The 18,452-nt window shown below is 60.6% G+C and carries 18 protein-coding genes; 7 read left to right on the forward strand and 11 right to left on the reverse strand.

Annotated elements, in window-relative coordinates; all coding sequences use genetic code 11:
• Window positions 1-27 precede the first annotated feature (27 nt).
• From AC5JQH_RS02415 to AC5JQH_RS02435, 5 genes are read left to right on the forward strand one after another with little or no spacing between them, the layout of a single operon-like run.
• Entirely contained in the window at window positions 28-969 is a 942-nt protein-coding gene (locus AC5JQH_RS02415) for a DUF58 domain-containing protein (protein ID WP_273096808.1), read from the forward strand.
• Window positions 966-1,436, forward strand: a complete 471-nt coding sequence (locus AC5JQH_RS02420; RefSeq protein WP_493805243.1) for a DUF4381 domain-containing protein — start codon at window positions 966-968, stop codon at window positions 1,434-1,436. The genes AC5JQH_RS02415 and AC5JQH_RS02420 overlap by 4 nt, the downstream gene beginning before the upstream one ends.
• Window positions 1,430-2,458: a vWA domain-containing protein gene (locus tag AC5JQH_RS02425; RefSeq protein WP_082220533.1), complete on the forward strand. Its 1,029-nt coding sequence runs from the start codon at window positions 1,430-1,432 to the stop codon at window positions 2,456-2,458. Before AC5JQH_RS02420 ends, AC5JQH_RS02425 begins: the two co-directional genes overlap by 7 nt.
• Complete coding sequence (locus AC5JQH_RS02430) at window positions 2,448-4,262, forward strand: vWA domain-containing protein (RefSeq protein WP_493805244.1); 1,815 nt, start codon at window positions 2,448-2,450, stop codon at window positions 4,260-4,262. The genes AC5JQH_RS02425 and AC5JQH_RS02430 overlap by 11 nt, the downstream gene beginning before the upstream one ends.
• Entirely contained in the window at window positions 4,256-5,998 is a 1,743-nt protein-coding gene (locus AC5JQH_RS02435; RefSeq protein ID WP_493805245.1) for a BatD family protein, read from the forward strand. The genes AC5JQH_RS02430 and AC5JQH_RS02435 overlap by 7 nt, the downstream gene beginning before the upstream one ends.
• A gap of 3 nt (window positions 5,999-6,001) precedes the next feature.
• On the opposite strand, the gene ccmI is transcribed toward AC5JQH_RS02435, so the two are convergent.
• The 9 genes from ccmI to ccmA form a co-directional block, all read right to left on the reverse strand.
• The gene (gene ccmI / locus AC5JQH_RS02440; protein WP_491713226.1) at window positions 6,002-7,276 is read right to left on the reverse strand and encodes a c-type cytochrome biogenesis protein CcmI; all 1,275 of its coding nucleotides are present in this window, start codon (window positions 7,274-7,276) and stop codon (window positions 6,002-6,004) included.
• 68 nt (window positions 7,277-7,344) lie between these two features.
• Window positions 7,345-7,818, reverse strand: coding sequence for a cytochrome c-type biogenesis protein (locus AC5JQH_RS02445; RefSeq protein WP_008173108.1), 474 nt, complete (start codon window positions 7,816-7,818; stop codon window positions 7,345-7,347).
• Window positions 7,818-8,354: a DsbE family thiol:disulfide interchange protein gene (locus AC5JQH_RS02450; protein ID WP_008173107.1), complete on the reverse strand. Its 537-nt coding sequence runs from the start codon at window positions 8,352-8,354 to the stop codon at window positions 7,818-7,820. The genes AC5JQH_RS02445 and AC5JQH_RS02450 overlap by 1 nt, the downstream gene beginning before the upstream one ends.
• Window positions 8,351-10,357, reverse strand: coding sequence for a heme lyase CcmF/NrfE family subunit (locus tag AC5JQH_RS02455; protein ID WP_008173106.1), 2,007 nt, complete (start codon window positions 10,355-10,357; stop codon window positions 8,351-8,353). Before AC5JQH_RS02455 ends, AC5JQH_RS02450 begins: the two co-directional genes overlap by 4 nt.
• A 37-nt stretch (window positions 10,358-10,394) precedes the next feature.
• Window positions 10,395-10,865, reverse strand: a complete 471-nt coding sequence (gene ccmE / locus AC5JQH_RS02460; RefSeq protein WP_104270017.1) for a cytochrome c maturation protein CcmE — start codon at window positions 10,863-10,865, stop codon at window positions 10,395-10,397.
• 14 nt (window positions 10,866-10,879) lie between these two features.
• Window positions 10,880-11,119: a heme exporter protein CcmD gene (gene ccmD, locus AC5JQH_RS02465; protein WP_053112452.1), complete on the reverse strand. Its 240-nt coding sequence runs from the start codon at window positions 11,117-11,119 to the stop codon at window positions 10,880-10,882.
• Between the two features lie 3 nt (window positions 11,120-11,122).
• Window positions 11,123-11,866, reverse strand: coding sequence for a heme ABC transporter permease CcmC (ccmC, locus tag AC5JQH_RS02470; protein ID WP_008173103.1), 744 nt, complete (start codon window positions 11,864-11,866; stop codon window positions 11,123-11,125).
• A gap of 31 nt (window positions 11,867-11,897) precedes the next feature.
• A complete protein-coding gene (gene ccmB, locus AC5JQH_RS02475; protein ID WP_405420462.1) occupies window positions 11,898-12,623 on the reverse strand; it encodes a heme exporter protein CcmB in 726 nt (241 codons plus the stop codon).
• The gene (gene ccmA / locus AC5JQH_RS02480; RefSeq protein ID WP_053112454.1) at window positions 12,613-13,251 is read right to left on the reverse strand and encodes a cytochrome c biogenesis heme-transporting ATPase CcmA; all 639 of its coding nucleotides are present in this window, start codon (window positions 13,249-13,251) and stop codon (window positions 12,613-12,615) included. The genes ccmB and ccmA overlap by 11 nt, the downstream gene beginning before the upstream one ends.
• A 132-nt stretch (window positions 13,252-13,383) precedes the next feature.
• On the opposite strand from ccmA, the gene fliK reads away from it, so the two are divergent.
• Together fliK and AC5JQH_RS02490 are read left to right on the forward strand one after the other, a co-directional pair.
• On the forward strand, window positions 13,384-14,766 hold the full coding sequence (fliK, locus tag AC5JQH_RS02485) for a flagellar hook-length control protein FliK (protein ID WP_286802496.1): 1,383 nt from the start codon (window positions 13,384-13,386) through the stop codon (window positions 14,764-14,766).
• Window positions 14,763-15,077, forward strand: coding sequence for an EscU/YscU/HrcU family type III secretion system export apparatus switch protein (locus tag AC5JQH_RS02490; protein WP_008173099.1), 315 nt, complete (start codon window positions 14,763-14,765; stop codon window positions 15,075-15,077). The genes fliK and AC5JQH_RS02490 overlap by 4 nt, the downstream gene beginning before the upstream one ends.
• Here AC5JQH_RS02490 and AC5JQH_RS02495 read toward each other — a convergent pair.
• Window positions 15,063-16,166 carry an ATP-binding protein gene (locus tag AC5JQH_RS02495; RefSeq protein ID WP_286802499.1) on the reverse strand — a complete coding sequence of 368 codons (1,104 nt, stop codon included), beginning with the start codon at window positions 16,164-16,166 and terminating at the stop codon, window positions 15,063-15,065. The two genes, AC5JQH_RS02490 and AC5JQH_RS02495, sit on opposite strands and share 15 nt — an antisense overlap.
• Window positions 16,163-18,445, reverse strand: a complete 2,283-nt coding sequence (locus tag AC5JQH_RS02500; RefSeq protein ID WP_053112460.1) for an ATPase, T2SS/T4P/T4SS family — start codon at window positions 18,443-18,445, stop codon at window positions 16,163-16,165. The genes AC5JQH_RS02495 and AC5JQH_RS02500 overlap by 4 nt, the downstream gene beginning before the upstream one ends.
• Window positions 18,446-18,452 lie beyond the last annotated feature (7 nt).

The following is an 18,452-nucleotide window of genomic DNA, read 5'->3' on the forward strand; positions in this document are numbered from 1 at the left end:
GGAAGCAAGACACGGGAGCCGTCAGGCATGGGCAACACCGACGCAATAACGCACATCGGCCTACCGGATCTGATCCGCCTGCAGGCAGACGCACGGGCACTGAAACTGCCCTCTGCCCGCCCGGTTCGGACGCGTCAGGCCGGCTTGCAGCGCTCGCCGCAACGCGGCCGGGGCATGGCGTTTGCCGAGGTACGGTTGTACCAGCCCGGGGACGACATCCGTAGCATCGACTGGCGGGTAACGGCGCGGCGTCAGGAGCCCCATACCAAGCTTTATGAGGAGGAACGGGAACGGCCCGTTCTTCTTCTTTGCGATCTCGGCCCAAGCCTGTTTTTTGCCAGTACCGGCGCCTTCAAGCAGGTTCGTTGCGCACAGATCGCCTCCATTCTGGCCTGGCTGGCACTCTGGTCGGGCGATCAGGTAGGTGGCATTGTCTTTAACGACGAGGCCCTGAGAGTGCTTCGCCCGGCGCGGCGGAAGAAATCAGTGCTGCGACTGCTGGATACTCTCGATGAACTGCAAAGAAGGGATAATCGAGGGCCGGAACAAAACGAGCCGTCCGGCCAGAGCCGCCTGGACATGGCACTGACCGAGGCTCGCAGGGTGGCCCATACCGGTAGCCGGATTTTCGTGATCAGCGATTTCCTGGATATCTCAGAGGAGACGGGCACCCTGCTCGGCGCGCTCGCCCGCCATAACGGCGTCAGCGCCCTGAGGGTCGTGGATCCATTGGAAAAAGAGCTGCCGAAAAGCGGACGCTTTGCGATAGCCGGCCCGGACGGACCGGTATGGTTCGATGCCGGAAACCTCCGGTTCCAGAAGGCCTGGCACGAGAAAGTCACCAACCATGAACACCGGCTGGCAGAGTGTTTCCGTACCTCCGGCGTTACCATGGCAGAAGTGTCCACGGCGAATGACCCCGCAGCGACCCTCAAATTGCTGCTGGGACCCGGAGGCCGCATAGGATGAACCCGCAGGATCCACTCAGCCAGCTTCGGGACATTCACCTGCCTGAAACAGTGGGCCTCTGGCCTCCGGCGCCAGGTTGGTGGGTATTGGCCATTTTGCTCATTGCTGTGCTTGCTGCCCTGGTCTGGCTGTTTATCCGGCGGAGACAAAGAAACCGGTGGTTCCGCTCCGCTCGGGCCGAACTCGCCAGACTGGAACGATCAGCAGCCACGACCCCCGCGTGGTTCACACAACTGAACACCCTGCTGAAGCAGGCCGCCCGCGAGCGCTACCCGGAACAGCACCCGGAAGCGCTGACCGGCGATGCCTGGGTGGAATTCCTGTTAAAGACCGCCCCGAAGGACCGGGTTGCGTCCAGACCGGTTGCCGAAGCGCTGGTTCACAGTGCCTGGCGACCTGAGGTTTCAACCAAGCCGGCCGACGCCCTGGCGTTCGCCCGTTTGTGGCTGGGAGGTCAGAAATGCTGAATCTCGCCTGGCCCTGGGCTCTGGTTCTGGTGCTCTTGCCCCTGATTCTCAAATGGCGCAAGCCCGGAGCGCAATCGGTCGACGCGCCCGTGTTGCCGGTTGGCCACTGGCTGTCGGACCTGCCCGGTGTCAGTCGTCGTGGCAATGCCGTACCGCTCTGGCAGCAACTGTTGCTGTTCCTGATGTGGACGCTTCTGGTGGTTGCTCTGGCACGGCCGCAGCATGTGGGCGAGCAGGTCCAGATGCCCGTTTCCGGCCGGGATCTCATGCTGGTCGTCGACATCTCCCCCAGCATGGATGAACAGGATATGGTCCTTCAGGGCCGGAGTATTAATCGATTGCAGGCGGTCAAGCGCGTGCTTGATGACTTTATCTCCCGCCGCCAGGGTGACCGGTTAGGTCTGATCCTGTTCGGCACCGAGCCCTACGTACAGGCGCCGCTCACCTTCGATCTGGAGACGGTCAGAACCCTGATGCGTGAGGCGGGCCTTGGCATGGCCGGGCGCGCCACGGCCATTGGCGACGCCGTGGGCCTGGCAACGAAACGCCTGAGAAACCGGCCCCAGGATCAGCGCGTTGTGGTCCTGCTGACTGATGGCGCCAATACTGCGGGCGAAATCACCCCAGACAAAGCTACCGAAATCGCCGCGGCCGCCAGCATTCGCCTGTACACCATTGGTATTGGCGCCGAGTCCATGGTCCAGCGTGGGCTGCTGGGTTCGCGCCGGGTCAACCCATCCAGGGATCTGGACGAAAACCTGCTAACCCGCATGGCCCAGCAGACCGGCGGGGAGTATTTCCGGGCGCGCAGCCTGCCCGAGCTGGAGCTTATCTACGAGAGCATTGATCGACTGGAACCGATCGAGCTTGAAGGCAAGTTCTATCGGCCGGTAACCGAGCTCTATGTCTGGCCTGCCGGGCTCGCGGTCATTCTGTGGCTGGCGCTGTTCCTCGTCCGCCACGGGCGGGAACTTGTTGCTGAAACCCGCCGGAGCAAGGAGGAGGAAACGCATGTGGGCTGACTTCCATTTCCTGCGCCCGCTCTGGCTGCTGTTAATCCTGCTGATACCGATACTGTATCTTGCATTCCGGCAACTCCGCATGGGCGACAGCGGATGGTCCCGGCTTATTCCGGCCCGCCTGCTCTCGCCCCTGATTCGTCACAACGGCAGCTCGGGCCAGTCGAACAAGTCACCTCTGGTTCCGGCCTCTTTGGCTCTGATCATTCTGTCCCTGGCCCTGGCCGGACCGGCCTGGCGGGAGGCACCGACACCGCTGAAACAACCCGGCGACAGCCTCGTGATCGCACTGGACCTTTCACTGTCCATGCTGGCAACGGACGTGGAACCTGATCGACTGACCCGGGCCAAACGGAAGATCCGGGATATTCTCGAACTTCGGGAAGGCAGCCTGACCGGCCTGCTCGTCTTTTCCGGCGATGCCCACGTGGTGACACCGCTGACCGATGATGGCCGTACGATTGAGGGCATGCTCAACGTGCTGGACCCGGTGATCATGCCGGCGACAGGCAACCGGGCCGATCTCGCCGTTGCCCGCGCAAAGGCATTGCTGGAACAAGGCGCACCGGGCGAAGGTCGCATCCTGTTAATCACGGACAGCATCAATGACGACTACGAAGGTACCATTCGGGACACGCTTTCCGGCACCGGATACGCGCTCAATACCCTGGTCGTCGGCACCGAGAACGGAGGCCCCATTCCCCTCGCCCGGCGCGGTTTCATAAGGGAGAACGGCGACATTGTCATCAGTCGTGCTGAACCCGAAGCGCTGGCGGCACTCGCCCGCAGCAGCGGCGGCCAGAGCCATGAGCTGACCCTGGACGACACCGATATTGAAGCGCTCGACCTGAGCCCGCGGGACAGTGACGACTGGCAGGATTCCGAGGACGGCCTGACGGTCAATCGCTGGCAGGATGACGGTTACTGGTTGCTCTGGCTCGCGCTGCCGCTGGTTTTGGTGGGGTGGCGCCGGGGGGCTCTCAGTGCGCTTGCTTTGATCCTGCTGCCGGTCTGGCCGCAGCCGGCAGCCGCCATAAGCTGGGAAGAACTCTGGCAGAGGGAAGATCAGCGAGCTCCCGCCTTGATTCAGGACAACCCGGAATCAGCCGCCCGCCAGCTTGAAGACCCGGAATGGCGGGGCTCTGCGCTCTATCGTTCCGGCAAGTTCGACAGCGCCGCCGAAGCGTTTGCGCGCAATCAGGGTCCCCGTGCCAGTTACAACCGGGGCAATGCCCTGGCCCGTGCCGGAAAACTGGAAGAGGCCCTGGCTGCCTATGATGCGGCGCTGAACGCAGCGCCCGACATGGAAGACGCCCTTCACAACCGGAGAATTGTCGAGGAACTTCTGAATCAAAAACAGCAGAACCAGAACGGCAATCAGGATAACAACCAACAGGATTCCCGGGACTCCCAGGGCGACGGCAGTAATCAGCAACAAAACCGTCAGGACCAGAACGGAAACAGTGAAAGCGAGAATCCCGGCAGTCAGGGGAACAGTCAGCAGCAGAACCCGGAAAACAACGAGTCTTCTTCCGACACGGAGAATCAGCAAGGCGGCCAGACGGCTGAACAGAATCAACAGCAGGCGGGCGAGCGCGGAGATCCCGAGCAGGCTTCCGGGGAGCAGGAAACCCCGTCCGGCCAGTCCCCGGCACCCGCCTCTATCTCTGAAACGCCGCTGACCCAGAGCCAGGAGCAGTGGCTCAGGCGCGTCCCTGACAATCCGGGCGGATTATTACAGCGCAAATTTCTGCAGCAGTATCAACAACGCCAGACTCCATCCGATGAGGGCGATACACCATGGTAAAACGGCTGATTACACCCGCCGTCTGTCTTTTTCTGCTGACGGCACTCTTAACAGTAATCTGGCTGCCGGCCCAGGCACAGACACAGTCACAGCAACTGACGGTCGAGCCCGACCGGACCCGCCTTTACGAGGGTGAGGTCCTCACACTGACCGTGAAGGGCAGCATGGAGATCGATATCAACCTGGGCAACCTGTTTGACTTCGACATGTCCAACCTGCCCAAGCCGGATATCGAGAAAGTGGAACCGGATTTCGAGATTCTGGCCCAGAACCAGCAATACAGTATCCGCACCGTGAACAACCAGATGGTGGGCGAGATTACCTGGACCTACCAGCTCGCACCCAAAACCACCGGCAAGCTGACCATCCCGGCGCTCACTTTTAAAGGGGCAGTGTCAGAGCCGGTAACGGTGGAAGTGGTGGATGGCTCACCCCCGGATCAGGCCGCACCCGGCCGGGACAGCTTTATCGAGCTGTCCGCCGACAAGGATGAAGTCTATGTGCAGGAGCAACTGATCCTGACAGTGCGGCTTTTCTTCAGGGGCAACCTCATTCGCGGCGAGCTGTCTGAGCCGACCCATCCCCATGTGATTATCGAATCCCTGGGCAGGCAGCAGGAATTTTCACGCTATCGCGACGGTGTGCGATACCGCGTGGTGGAGCGGCGCTACGCGATCTTCCCCCAACAACCGGGAACCTTGAAGCTGCCCCCCGTACGCTTCGAGGGACAGGCCAGAGATGCCTCTGGCAGCCTCCGTTTCCTGAGGGACAGTGAGGAGCTTTTTGAGGTGCCGGTCAAGGATGTCCCGGCCCAGTTCAGTGGCGATACCTGGCTGCCGGCAACAGGCTTGTCGCTTGAGGAGTCCGGGCTTCCTCCGTCACTGGAAGTCGCGACCGGCGAAAACATTACCCGAGAGATCAGGCTGACGGCGGCGGGCTTGCCCGGGGAGGCACTGCCACCCTTACCCGATACGGTCCCGGACGGACTGAGAAGTTACCCGGAAGAGCCAGAGAGGCAGACCGAAACAACGCCGGCAGGCCTGACCTCTTCGCTGAAGCAATCCGTGGCTCTGGTACCGGTTGAGGCGGGACAGATGACGTTGCCAGCCATTCGCATTTACTGGTGGGATACCGAAGCGGATCGGGAACGCGTTGCCGTCATCCCGGAAAAAACCCTGACGGTGACGGACCCGAATACCGTCGCCGCCGAACCGCCGCAACCCGCGAATGGAGAACCGGCCCCTGAACCGGACACGATTAGCCCGGAATCATCGACTGACCGGACAGCACCGGAGGCCGGGCCGTGGCAGTGGCTCACCCTGGCGTTCGGCATACTCTGGGCCGGAACCTTGATGGCATGGTGGTGGTCGCGCAAAGGCGCCAAGAACGCCCCCGCCTTTACTCAGCACAATGACGATGAAGATGTCGCCTTCGAGCACCTGATCACGGCCGTGAGAAGCGGTTCAGCCCAGACACCGGAGCTGCTGGTAGCATGGGCCAATCGGCACAGACCCGGCGAACACTTCCGTTCCGCGTCTGACGTTGTGCACCACTTCCAGGACGAGACCATGGCAACAGAGCTCGGCAAGCTCCAGGCCCGGTTCTTTGCGCCAGACCATGGCAACGAAGACTGGGATGGACGGCCACTGGCCCGGACTCTTGAGGCCATTCGGAAGCGAAAACAGACGCGGGCAAACGCCGATCTGCCTCCGCTTTATCCCGAGGGTCTCTCCTGAGGATCAGTCAATCAGTTGCTGATCGATCACAACCGCTACCGGCGCGTCCTGGCTTTCGTTTACCGCCACGGGCGTGTCGGTGCTGCCCTGCCAGTCACCCGCCTGTGCGTTGACACTGCCGGAACGACTGAGACGGGCCGTCACGACGACCTGGTCAACACTGGAAATGGTGGCCTGGGGTGACATCGCATACCGGTCGTCCAGGCGAATTTCCACCGGCAACTGGTCTGCTGTCAGCCGCGCAACGGCCAGCGGAGGCCCCTGCCGGACATTGGCCTGACGCGCAAAAAGAAACAGCGTGGTATCCGCCGGCACCTGGTCCTGCAAGTCCTCGGCGAGCGTCACTCGAACAGTAACCCCGACACCGGATGCTTCAGGTTCGGCCACCCGCGCCGGCGGTTCCTCACCCAGACGGGTGTAGGCTTCACGAATCCCTTCCTGTATGGACGCGATCTGCGGGTGGTCCGGTGCAACGGTTTGTATTCGCTCCCAGAACTCGATGGCTTCCCGGTAATTCTCCTGGCTGAAGGCATTGATACCCAGCAATCCCAGGGCATTGACTTCATCCGGGTTCAGGTCACGAGCCTGTTCAATGGCCGCGGTGACCTCTTCCGTCATGGCACCCTGGCTACCGAAGAACAGCGCCTGGGCAGAAAGACCATAAGCGACGGCTTCTGCCCGCTCATCGTCACTGACATTGTTGGCCAGTTGCCTGAACGCCCAGGCCGCATCATCATAGCGCTCCAGTCGCATGTAGGTGCGCCCCAGCATTGCCCAGCCATCCGGATTATCCGGGCTGGCTTCCAGCCGGTCCCGGAGCTGTCCTGACAGTTCAATCATCTGGGCCTGTCTGAATCCGTCGGTGGCGCCCATCTCCTCCATGGTGATGAACTGCTCAACCCGGTCCATCGCCCCCCAACGCTCATATAGGTAAACGGTAGCCGCCGGGATCAGAAGAATCGCCACCAGCGCCACTGCCATGGCACTTTTTCGGCCACGGATTACAGGCCGCGCCTGTTCCTGTTCCTGTTCCGGCACATCGTCCAGCATGCTGCCGGCGAGCTCTCCCTTGAGCTGGCGGTAATTCTCGTCATCCAGAATACCGGCCTCGTATTCGCTATCGAGTTCCTTCATCCGGGAGCGGTAGGCCATCAGGTTCTGGTTTTTCAGATCCGTCTGTTTTCTCGCACCCAGCTGATGGAAAAAGACCGGGTACATCACAAACATAAGGGCAAGAATGATCAGTACCGTTGCAGCAATCCAGAAAGTGTCAGTCATGGAGTTTCAATCACAGGTTCAGAATTAAGAATGAGGTGGCGACCAGGGCATTCCGGGTAAAGCCAGCGTCAGGACCATCTGTCCCGGTCTGCCAGCATTTTGTCGACCCGGGCTTTTTCTTCGGCACTCAGCGCTGGGCTTTCCGGCCCGGCCCGCCGGGAGCGGATGACCACACCGGCCACCACGAGAAGCCCACCCAGCACAGTAATGGCCGGGGTCGCCCAGAGTAAAAAGGTCCGGCTATCGAATTCCGGCTTGTAGCGGACAAACTCACCGAATCGGCCTACCAAGGACTCAACGATCTCCTCGTTGCTGGCGCCGTCTTTCATCATCCGGTAGACCGCATCGCGCATATCCTTGGAGATAGGCGCGTTGGAATCGGCGATGTTCTGGTTCTGGCATTTCGGGCAGCGTAATTCCGCGATCAGGTTTTGGTAACGCTGCTCCTGAGCCCGATCCGAAAAATCGTATACGTCGGCCACCTCGGCTGCAGCGGCACCGGAAAGCAGAAGCACCAACATCAAATAAACGATCCGGACCATCAGCCATTCCCCTGAGCGTCATTGAACACAGGCAGCAGCGTTTGTTCCCAGACCGCCTTATTGACCACACCCACATGGCGATAGCGAACCACGCCTTCGGCATCAATCACGAAGGTTTCCGGCGCGCCGTATACCCCCAGATCAAACCCGAGTGTGCCCCGGGGGTCATAGATGATTTTCCGGTAAGGGTCGCCCAAACGGTCAAGCCACAACAGCGCATCCTCGCGGTTGTCCTTGTAGTTGAGACCAATGATGTTGACGCCTTTCTCTTCGGCCAGCCACATCAGGTCGTCGTGCTCGTCCTTGCAGGCGGGGCACCAAGTGCCCCAGACATTCAGCAGAGTGACCTGGCCACGAAACAGGCTCTGATCGAGCACGACATCAGCGTTGTGCAAATCTTTCAGACTGAACTCTGGCACCGGTTTGCCAACCAGAGCCGATTCCAGTTTGGTCGGATCCTTGCCGATACCCGCGAACAGCACGACACCAACAACAAGGGCAATCAGCAGTGGCAGAAAGAGCAGGAACCGCTTCATGAGGTAACTCCAGCGGACGTCGCAGAACCTGGCTCAGGCGCGACAGTATCGGTCTGCACCTTCGTGTCAGCTCCCTCCCGGATGCGGTAGCGGCGATCAGCGATAGCCAGGAAGCCGCCGGCTGCCATAAACAGCGAGCCCAGCCAGAGCCAGCGAACAAGCGGCTTGTATTGCAGCCGGATGGCCCAAGCCTCGTCGGTGATGCGCTCACCAGTGGCCACGTAGATGTCCCGGAACAGACCGGCGTCGATATCGGCCTCGGTCATGACGCTCATCCCCACGGAGTATTGGCGCTTCTCGGGATGAAGCACGGAAACACGCTCGCCATCCAACATGACATCGAAGGTGCCATATTGAGCCGTAAAGTTAGCGCCCTGGCGCGCGCCGATATCCCTGAATACAAAATGATAATCGCCGACGGTCGCGACATCGCCCGGCACCATGCGAACATCACGCTCAATGCCGTAGTTGGAAACCACCGTAGCCCCCGCCATGGTAATGGCCAGGCCCAGATGCCCGAGCACCATGCCGTAATAGCTGCGGGACTGCCGCTTGAGGCCGTGCAGACGGCCTTTTCGGGACGATGATTTTTCCCAGAGATCCCAGAAAGTAGCAACGGTTACCCACATGGCAGAAAACACGCCGAGGAAAGCCCAGGGCTTGAACCCACCATAGCCGATCAGGACCGCCGTGGTGGCAACGATGCTGATTGCCAAGGGCCACAGCAGTTTGCGCGCCAGCCAGCCACCATCGGTTTTCTTCCAGCGGGAGAAGATACCAGCGCCCAGCAACAGGCCCGTTGCGACGGCCAGTGGGCTGAACGTCAGATTGAAGAACGGTTCACCGATCGACAGTTTGCCCAGTTCCAGATAATCAAGAACCAGCGGATACAGTGTGCCGACCGCCACCAGAATCGTGGCGGAAACCAACAGTACGTTGTTAAGAAGCAGGAAAACCTCTCGGGAAAACGAGCCGTAGCGCGACCGGACGTGAACCACCGGCGCCCGGAACGCATAGAGCGCCAGGCTTGCGATCACCGTTACTGCCAGCAGGCCCAGCAGGAAGGTGCCCCGCTCCGGGTCCGCCGCAAAAGAATGCACAGAGGTGAGCACGCCGGAACGGACCAGGAAAGCGCCCAGCAGACTTAGTGAAAAGGTGACAATGGCAAGCAGTACGGTCCAGCTCTTGAACACGCCGCGCTTCTCGGTAACGGCCAGCGAGTGCATGAGTGCAGTCCCCGACAACCAGGGCAGCAACGATGCATTTTCGACCGGATCCCAGAACCACCAGCCGCCCCAGCCCAGCTCGTAGTAGGCCCACCAGCTCCCGAGGGCGATACCCAGAGAGAGAAAGGCCCAGGCAACCGTGGTCCAGGGGCGCGACCAACGGGCCCAGGCGGCATCGAGGCGGCCATTGATCAGCGCAGCAATGGCAAAAGCGAAAGCAACGGCAAAGCCGACATAGCCCATGTAGAGCATCGGCGGATGCACGATCAGCCCGAAATCCTGGAGCAAGGGGTTCAGATCTGCGCCATCGGCGGGCACATTGGGCAACAAACGGTCGAACGGATTGGAGGTAATCACGATAAACAGTAGGAAGCCGACGCAGACCATGCCCAGCACCGAGAGCACCTGGGAGATCATCACCGCCGGCAGGCGACGGCTGAAAATAGCGACCGCCAACGTCCAGCCCGCCAGCATCAGTATCCAGAGTAGCAGCGAGCCCTCGTGACCGCCCCAAACAGCGCTGAACTTGTAATACCAGGGCAACAGGCTGTTACTGTTATTGGCCACATAGGCCACCGAAAAGTCGTCAGTCACGAAGGCATGGGTCAAGACGGCAAAAGCAAGCCCCACGAAGACAAACACGCCGGACGCCAGCGGCCTGGCGAACGCCTGAAGATTGTTTCTGCCGGTCAAAGAACCGGCCAAAGGGACTACGGATAGAAGCACTGCCAACAACAGTGCGAGAATCAGTGCAAGCTGTCCGAGTTCGGGATACATTAAAGGCCTCCAGAAACCAGGCTGTTAGATAAATCGGTTAGTAGGACACGGTTTCCGCACTGCCACTGGCTGCATGCCGACCCTTCGAGGCCTTCTCCAGCGCATCCGCGACTTCCGGCGGCATATAGTTTTCATCGTGCTTGGCCAGCACTTGATCGGCCACAAAGCGGCCACTTTCATTCAGCCTGCCCATGGCAACCACACCCTGCCCCTCGGCAAACAGATCCGGAAGGATACCGGTGTACTGAACCGGCACAGACGCGTTGAAGTCGGTCACCTTGAACTCAACCATCAGGCTGTCCGGATCACGCAGAACCGAGCCCTCCTCGACCATACCACCGGCCCGGATTCTGACATCCACCGGCGCTTCGCCGGCGGAAATCTGGGTGGGGTCGTAGAACAGATTGATGTTCTGTCGCAGCGCATAGGTGGTCAGACCCACAGCGATGGCCAGCCCCACCAGCAGGAACAGGACAATAGTCAGTCGCTTTTTTCGGATTGGATGCATCAGATATCTGCCTTTCAGTCTTGGGAAACCTTGACGCGGGTGAAGGACGCTGCCGAAGCTGACGCAGCCTGCGGGTCCTGCCGGCCTGCCTGAAACTCATAACCGCGACGGCAGGCCTCAATAGCGGCGTTGCGGCGACGCAGAGACCATACCATAAGGCCGATCATCAGCAGGAAAAATACGGCGTAACAGGCCCAGACATAGGGCCCGTGACCTTCCATCACCATAAATGCCGAAAAGGATTCAAATGCCATGCTTCAGCCCCTCCCGGCCAACACATAATCTTTAACCCAGCGCGTTCTCTGCTCGCGCAGAAGAATCTCGGTCTGCATACGCAAACAGGCCAGCCAGCCGAACAGCAGGTACAGCCCGAGTACCGAAAGGAGCAGCGGTACCCACATTTCCGCCGGCATGGACGGCTTTTCAGTCAGTTTGAACGTCGACGGCTGATGTAACGTATTCCACCATTCAACGGAGTACTGGATAATCGGTATATTCACCACCCCGACCAGAACCAGCACCGATACAGCCCGCGCCGCGGATTTTTCGTCGTTGATTGCCCTGTCCAGGGCAATGACACCACCGTACAGGAACAGAAGAATCAGCATCGAGGTCAGCCGGGCATCCCAGACCCACCAGGTACCCCAGGTGGGCTTACCCCAGACCGCTCCGGTAAACAGGGAAAGAAAGGTCAGTACCAGCCCCACCGGTGCGACCGACTTGACGAATACATCCGCCAGCTTCATGCGCCAGACCAGAGTGACGACAGCCGCCACCGCCATCATCACGTAGACCGACTGGGCGAGAAAGGCCGTAGGGACGTGGATGAAAATAATGCGGTAGCTGTTGCCTTGCAGGTAATCCTTGGGAGCATAGGCCAGCCCCCAGACAATGCCTGCCATCAACAGCAGGATGCCACCTGCCAGTAGCCAGGGCATCAGCCGGGCTGCAATCCCGAAGAACCATTTGGGAGAACCCAGCTTGTGAAAAAATTGCCACATCAGATGGTTACCGTCCTACCGTTACCTTGTTTTACCCGTTGAACAGGCTGATACGCAGCGCCGCTGCCGATGCAAAGGGTGCCAGGGTCAGTGCCAGCACCAGAAACGCGCCCATCAGGGCCAGATAGGCTCCCACGGGAGCGCCCTCTGCGGCCGAAGCCACCGTACCTGTTCCGAAAATCAGGACGGGAATGTACAGCGGAATGATCAACAGAGACAAGAGCACCCCTGCCGACCGTAATCCAAGCGTCAGCGCCGCGCCGATTGACCCGATCAGACTCAGCACCGGTGTACCGATCAGCAGCGTTAGACACAAAACTCCGATGGAGTTCCCGTCAAGATGGACCATTACGCCCAAAACCGGCGTTAGCACCACCAGCGGCAAGCCTGTTAACACCCAGTGCGCCGCTGTTTTCGCCAGTACCAGTAGAAACAGGGGCTGGGGCTGAAGCACAAGTTGCTCGAGCGTGCCGTCGTCAAAATCATGGCGAAACAGGTGGTCCAGCGACAACAACACCGATAGCAACGCCGCTACCCACAGGATACCGGCCCCGGCCTCCCGCAGAAATGACACTTCCGGGCTAACCCCCAGGGGAAAAAGGGTTACGACCATGACAAAAAACAACAGCGGATTGAGCAGATCCTGGCGCTGCCGGAAGGCCACCTTCATATCCCGGGCAAACACGGTCTGCATTGCCGCCAGCGCACCGACGGTGTCTTGCCGCAAAGTCAGTGCCGGCCTGCAATCAGCATTCATCGGTCGACCCTCCGCCCAACACAATGCGTTGCATACCGGGCAATCTGAGATCGTGATGGGTCGTCACTACCACCGCACCTCCCTCGGCAGCCCGTTGTTGAAGCAGCTGTTCAATGGCGCTGACACCGCTGGCATCAATGGCGGTAAAAACTTCATCCAGCAGCCAGAGCGGCTCGTCGGCAATCAACAGGCGCGCCAGGGCAACCCGTCTTTGCTGCCCCGCCGAAAGATTGCGACAGGGCACATCCTGGAACCCGGTCAATCCGGTGCCATCAAGCGCCTGACGCAGAACGGGATCTGGCAGCGGCCGCCGCCCGGCCGTCAGTGCCCGGAGATTCTCCATCGGTGTCAGCAACGGCTTTATGCCAGGCCGGTGGCCAAGATACAGGGTATTGCGGAGGAATTCTTCCCGCTGGGCAGACCTGGACTTGCCGCACCAGAGCAGATTGCCGGACCAGGCGTCGTTCAGGCCGGCCAGCATTCGCAGCAGCGTGGTCTTGCCGGAGCCGTTCGGCCCCTCGACACGGGCGACCGTACCGGGCAGTATGGAGAACGACAGGTCACGGAACAGGATCCGTTCATCCCGCTCGCACTGCAGATCGACAGCCTGTAATAACGGCTCAGACATCAGGACCCCGTAACCAGGACGATGCGCGTGAAGACGGCATCGGGTGCATTCGTGACAGCGGCGACCATGAACATTGTTCGCGCATGACCTGCCGGCGCGGAGTATTATAACAAAAGCGCCGGCGGATTACTCTTGTCCAACATCAAATCAGTGACGATGAAACTACCCAACGGACAACAGCCCCCGACACCTCCAGCCCAGCCTGCAACACAGACGTCCCGGCCTTCAGTCTCAACCGAAGCGGCCCGGGAGCCCGCGGCCGCATCAGCGCGGCAACTGCTCGATCAGCTGCAGCTGACGAACCGGGAAACCACCCTGGCCCGGGTGGCCGAGATCATCAACCGTCAGGGCGGTAACAGCGCGGACCTGTTACTGGACATTCGCGGCAAGTCTCTTCTGGTTCAGGCGGCCGTCGGCAAGACTGAACTGGCAACCGGTGACTGGGTAAAAGTGATGCGGGCCGGCAATGAGCTGCAGCTGATGGGCAAACTGGCACCCGCACCCGAAGCCGGTATCGCCCGAGCGCTGGCCCAGCGACTGCCCTGGCAGCAAACCCTGGATGGTGGACTGGCAAGGCTGCTGGGCACTCTCACACAAGGCCTCCGGCAAGACCCGCTACCGGGCCAACTGCCCTCATCGCGAGGCCCCCAACCTCTGCCGGAGGCCGCCAGACAGGCTATTGAACAAATGATGGCGAGGCTGCCTTCGGGGAACAGTCTGACTCCCGGTTCTGGCAGCCAGGACACGACATCGCAACAGGTCCGGCAATGGCTTTCAGAAAGTGGCCTGTTCGCCGAGTCGCGACTGGCCCAGGCACCCTCTGCCCAGTTGCCCGATCTCAAGCTGGCGCTGGGTAGAGTGATCACCGCCTTGCTTGCCCAACAGGGCAGTACACCAGAACACTTCAACCGGCTGACACCTATCTCGACGCCGGAGCTGATGCAGGCGCCGCTGCAATTTCCCCAACCGCTGGCCACACCCCAGGCCCCCGGCAGTGGCGAAGCGCCCAGCGTCGGGCAGATGCTCCGCCTGCTGGCCGGAATGCTCAACCGGATCACCGTCAACCAGTTGCACAGCCAGGTACTTACTGCCCGCGGTGGCGGCGATGCAGCAGGGCCCGCACCTGCCTCTACCCTCGTACTCGATCTGCCATGGCTGACGCCACAGAATGAACCGAGGCTGGCGCAGGTCCGGATCGAACAATATCCCGAAGACCGGGAATCGGAAACCCGATCCGCGAAAACCACCACAGCCGAGTGGCGGCTTTCACTGACCATGGACCTGGATGAGGCTGGCTCCCTGCATTTCGATGTTGCCCTTCGCCAACAGGCAGTGAGCGCCCGGGTCTGGGCAGAAAAACAGACAACCCTGCGTCAGGTGAACCAGGAGCTTCCCGCGTTGCGACAGAGCCTAACCGATCTGGGCCTGGAAGTGACAGACCTGGATTGCCGCCGCGGCACGCCGCAAAGCAGCGTCACCCGACTCGAACACAGACTGGTGGATACACGGGCATGACATCAGAAACAGAACAGCAAAGCAGGGCCGCCGTTGCGCTCAAGTACGACGGTGAGAAAGCGCCCACCATCAGCGCCACTGGCACCCACGAGCTGGCGGAGGAGATCATCCGAATCGCCCGGGAGCACAACGTTCCCCTTTACGAAAATGCGGAGCTGGCCAGCATTCTGGCCCGCCTGTCACTGAACGAAGAGATTCCCGAATCGCTCTACCGGGTAATTGCGGAGATCCTGGCGTTTGCCTTCCACATTCGCGGGCTCACCCCAGAAGATCGCAAACCCGGCGCACCGGATGATTCAGTGAATCAGTGAGCGCAGCGCCCAGGCCTGCTGCCAGTTGTCGCCACGCCTTGGCGCCACCGTGGTTTCAAAGTAATGACGCAGCCGGCGCCGATCCTCCGGCTGGTCCTTCAGGGCCGAGCCGATGATGTGGTGCATCAGCTGCTCAACCGTGATGCTTCCGCCACCGTAATACCAGGCGTTGAGGCTGGCCGCGTGAGCGACCGACACGGCTTCCGCGGTGGAAAGAGCCGAACCGGCGAGGCGATCGGTGCTGCGTCCGTCCAGGGTCTGGCCATTGCGCAGCTCGTGGAACATGGTCACCAGAATCTCGACCACCGATTCTTCCAGCGCCACCTCGATGCCAGCCCGACTGTTGGCCCTGCGGACCTCCCGGAGCACAACATCCATCTCGTCGGCCAGATGACGGATAGGCCGGATTTCCTCGAAGTCCATTCGCCGCTTCAGGGCAGCGCTCATCCGGTGCACACCCTCGTCGATACTGTTGGACGTGGCGATAACGTTAAAACCTTCCCGCGCGAGCACCACACCGTCCTCGCCCGCCAGCTCGGGAATCACCACCACCCTGTCGGACAGCACAGAGAGCAGCGCATCCTGCAGCGCCTGTGGGCAGCGGGCGATCTCTTCAAACCGGACCATTTGCCCTTCCATCATGCCCCGCAGCAAGGGGCTGGGTACCAACGCCTTCAGGCAGGGGCCCTCGGTATGCAGTACCGCTTCGTTCCAGCTATACAGCAGTTGCCCGACGCTGCTCACCGCCCCACCCTGCAAGGTTAACGTGGAGCTTCCCGAAATGGCGGCGGCCAGCAACTCCGACAACCAGGATTTGGCGGTACCCGGCTCGCCGACCAGAAGGCAGCCGCGGCTGGTGCACAGGGAAATGATGATCCGGACCACCATGGCCCGGTCGGCAACGAACTTCCGCTCAATGCCGAGTTTCTCATCCCCCATGACGAACTTTTCCACCGCCCGCGGCGACATCTGCCAGCCTGGTGGCACCGGGCCATGATCCATACTCCTGAGCTTGTCCAGCTCCGCGGCGTAGACTACCTCCACGGGCTCCCGCTGGGCCGCCTTGTTAACAGATTGCTTGTTGCTCATTCCTGACTCCTGCGGCCGCCCCGAACTTCCGGTGCCATGCGCTCCCTCGGGAGAATCCGCGGCAGTTCGGAAAGCGGAATAATGCCTTCAATCACATGGTCCAGGGCGCTGTCCCGCATGGTCACCAGGCCGGCATCAAGAGCTCGCCAGCGCAGCTCCCCGATGGGCGGTTGGCTGGAAATGGCGTTCCGGATGTCCGAATCGACTTCCATGTACTCGACAATTGCCACTCGACCCTGGGTGCCGCGGCCGTTGCATTTGTCACAACCGGCGCCCTGAAAACACCGGAAATCCGCGGGCGGGCCGTCGGGAAACACCTCGGACAGAATCACCGGGTCCGGCTCTGCAGGCTGGCAACAATGCTTGCAGATGCGCTTGGCCAGCCGCTGGGCGATGACAGCCAGCAGCTCACCGGCAATGGAATTCGGGTGGATACCCAGATCATACAAGCGCTGCAGTGAATCCACCGCGTCGTTGCAGTGCAGCGTGGACAGAACCACGTGGCCGGTCTGGGAGGCCCGTATCGCCTCCAGAGCGGTTTCCTGGTCACGGATCTCGCCCACCAGAATGACATCCGGATCTTCCCGGACAAACGCCCTCATGGCATCGGCGAAACCAAAGCCAATTTCTGATCTGACCCGGGTTTGTTGAATGTTGTCGATGGAGTACTCGATGGGGTCTTCCACCGTGATAACTTTCCGGCGGCCGTCATCGGCAAGGGTCTGCAGCCCCGCATACAGCGTGGTGGACTTGCCTGACCCGGTCGGACCGACCACCAGCACCAGTCCCGCCGGGTTATCCAGCAAGCGCTGATAACGGGCACCGATCATGGATGACATGCCAAGTTCGGCAATGGTCATGGCGCGGCCGGTCTGCGGCAGCAGACGTATAACGGCATGTTCGCCATGGAGCGAAGGCTGGGTCTGTATCCGCAGATCGTAGGCCATATCGCCGAGCTGCAGCCGGGACCGCCCACCCTGGGGCAGCCGGTGCTCGGCGATGTTCAGCTCTGCCCGCAGCTTGATGACGTTAATCACCCCTTTCATCTCCCGGGCCGACAGCTGGTACTGGGGCAGATCATGAAGATCGCCATCCACCCGAAGGCGAATGCGAATCCGGTCACCGTACTGTTCTATATGGATGTCGCTGGCTTTTTCACTTACAGCGTCCATCAGAATGGCTTCGTAGACAGACACCAGATAGGGGCTGACGTGCTTGTTTTTCGGATCCTTGCCCAGAAGCTGATCCTTGCTGCCAGTCGGGTCCGCCGCCTGGTTCGGGGTTGGTTCCTGATCCGCTGCAAAGCGGCGCCCTTTGGCAGTCAGATCAAGAGCTGACCAGAGCCGACGAAAGTCCGTCGGTGTAACCAGCAGGCAGTCAACCACCTGGTTAGGACTCAACCGCTCGAGCTGATCAGTGCGCGCATCGGGATCGTCGGTCACAACCGTGATCCGACCATCTTCCTCGGCGATGGGTATCAGTCGTGAGAGATCCAGAAACGTTCGGGAAAATCGCCGGAAAAGCGCCGGATGGAGATCCGGCAGAAGCTCGTCCGCATCGGTGAAGGTCATGCCCCGCTGACGGGCAAGAGAACGGTAGAGATCAATCTCTTCAAGATTCAGTTTCCGGCGGAGCACGTCCAGCAGCCGGCAATTCTGCTTCGCTGCCTCCGCCTTTGCCTCGGCCAGGACCGCTTCGTCCACGACACCCTGATCAATGAGGATCTGCTCGACGTTACGGTTGAAGTCGACCCAGCCCAGGGTGCGCACACGCTTGAGCTTGGCACCCTGTTTTTCGAACATGGCCAGGCTCGGGACGGGTCCCGCTCGCCCTTCAAGACACACCAGGCGCCCCCCCTCACGAACCAGGTGCGCCAGGGCAGTCTGGTCCCTGACAAACGAGGTACACAAAACGAGATCACAGAGTGGATCAGGCTCGGGCGCCTCTTCCGCACGGGCAACAACGACATCCACATTGTGCATACCCAGACGGACAAACCGCTCTCTGGCAGCCTCGGCGACAACGGCATTCCGCTCCACGTACAGGACCCGATGGGCGAGCCCGGACAGCACAGCGGCAAAATAGCCTGAGCCACCGCCCACGTGCATCACCATCTGATCCGGTTCTATTTCCGGGAGCAGGGAGAGAATGTGGCTGACAGTTTCTTCGCGGGGAATGGAGTGGCCGGTTATTGAGGCAACCAGGTCGGAACCGGAAACAAAATCATGGCGGGATACAGATCGAAGGGCCTCAAGGGCCCTCGGATAGACTCTCTTCATTCAACAA

The sequence above is a fragment of the Marinobacter sp. H13 genome (assembly GCF_059072335.1).

What these genes read in the sequence shown, in the direction of transcription:
- AC5JQH_RS02495 (WP_286802499.1), bottom strand. Translation starts at nt 16,166, where the DNA reads ATGAGCAACAAGCAATCTGTTAACAAGGCGGCCCAGCGGGAGCCCGTG.
- ccmD (WP_053112452.1), bottom strand. Translation starts at nt 11,119, where the DNA reads ATGGCATTTGAATCCTTTTCGGCATTTATGGTGATGGAAGGTCACGGG.
- AC5JQH_RS02420 (WP_493805243.1), top strand. Translation starts at nt 966, where the DNA reads ATGAACCCGCAGGATCCACTCAGCCAGCTTCGGGACATTCACCTGCCT.
- AC5JQH_RS02435 (WP_493805245.1), top strand. Translation starts at nt 4,256, where the DNA reads ATGGTAAAACGGCTGATTACACCCGCCGTCTGTCTTTTTCTGCTGACG.
- AC5JQH_RS02425 (WP_082220533.1), top strand. Translation starts at nt 1,430, where the DNA reads ATGCTGAATCTCGCCTGGCCCTGGGCTCTGGTTCTGGTGCTCTTGCCC.
- AC5JQH_RS02450 (WP_008173107.1), bottom strand. Translation starts at nt 8,354, where the DNA reads ATGAAGCGGTTCCTGCTCTTTCTGCCACTGCTGATTGCCCTTGTTGTT.
- AC5JQH_RS02415 (WP_273096808.1), top strand. Translation starts at nt 28, where the DNA reads ATGGGCAACACCGACGCAATAACGCACATCGGCCTACCGGATCTGATC.
- AC5JQH_RS02430 (WP_493805244.1), top strand. Translation starts at nt 2,448, where the DNA reads ATGTGGGCTGACTTCCATTTCCTGCGCCCGCTCTGGCTGCTGTTAATC.
- ccmI (WP_491713226.1), bottom strand. Translation starts at nt 7,276, where the DNA reads ATGACTGACACTTTCTGGATTGCTGCAACGGTACTGATCATTCTTGCC.
- AC5JQH_RS02445 (WP_008173108.1), bottom strand. Translation starts at nt 7,818, where the DNA reads ATGGTCCGGATCGTTTATTTGATGTTGGTGCTTCTGCTTTCCGGTGCC.
- ccmC (WP_008173103.1), bottom strand. Translation starts at nt 11,866, where the DNA reads ATGTGGCAATTTTTTCACAAGCTGGGTTCTCCCAAATGGTTCTTCGGG.
- ccmE (WP_104270017.1), bottom strand. Translation starts at nt 10,865, where the DNA reads ATGCATCCAATCCGAAAAAAGCGACTGACTATTGTCCTGTTCCTGCTG.
- ccmB (WP_405420462.1), bottom strand. Translation starts at nt 12,623, where the DNA reads ATGAATGCTGATTGCAGGCCGGCACTGACTTTGCGGCAAGACACCGTC.
- AC5JQH_RS02490 (WP_008173099.1), top strand. Translation starts at nt 14,763, where the DNA reads ATGACATCAGAAACAGAACAGCAAAGCAGGGCCGCCGTTGCGCTCAAG.
- AC5JQH_RS02500 (WP_053112460.1), bottom strand. Translation starts at nt 18,445, where the DNA reads ATGAAGAGAGTCTATCCGAGGGCCCTTGAGGCCCTTCGATCTGTATCC.
- ccmA (WP_053112454.1), bottom strand. Translation starts at nt 13,251, where the DNA reads ATGTCTGAGCCGTTATTACAGGCTGTCGATCTGCAGTGCGAGCGGGAT.
- AC5JQH_RS02455 (WP_008173106.1), bottom strand. Translation starts at nt 10,357, where the DNA reads ATGTATCCCGAACTCGGACAGCTTGCACTGATTCTCGCACTGTTGTTG.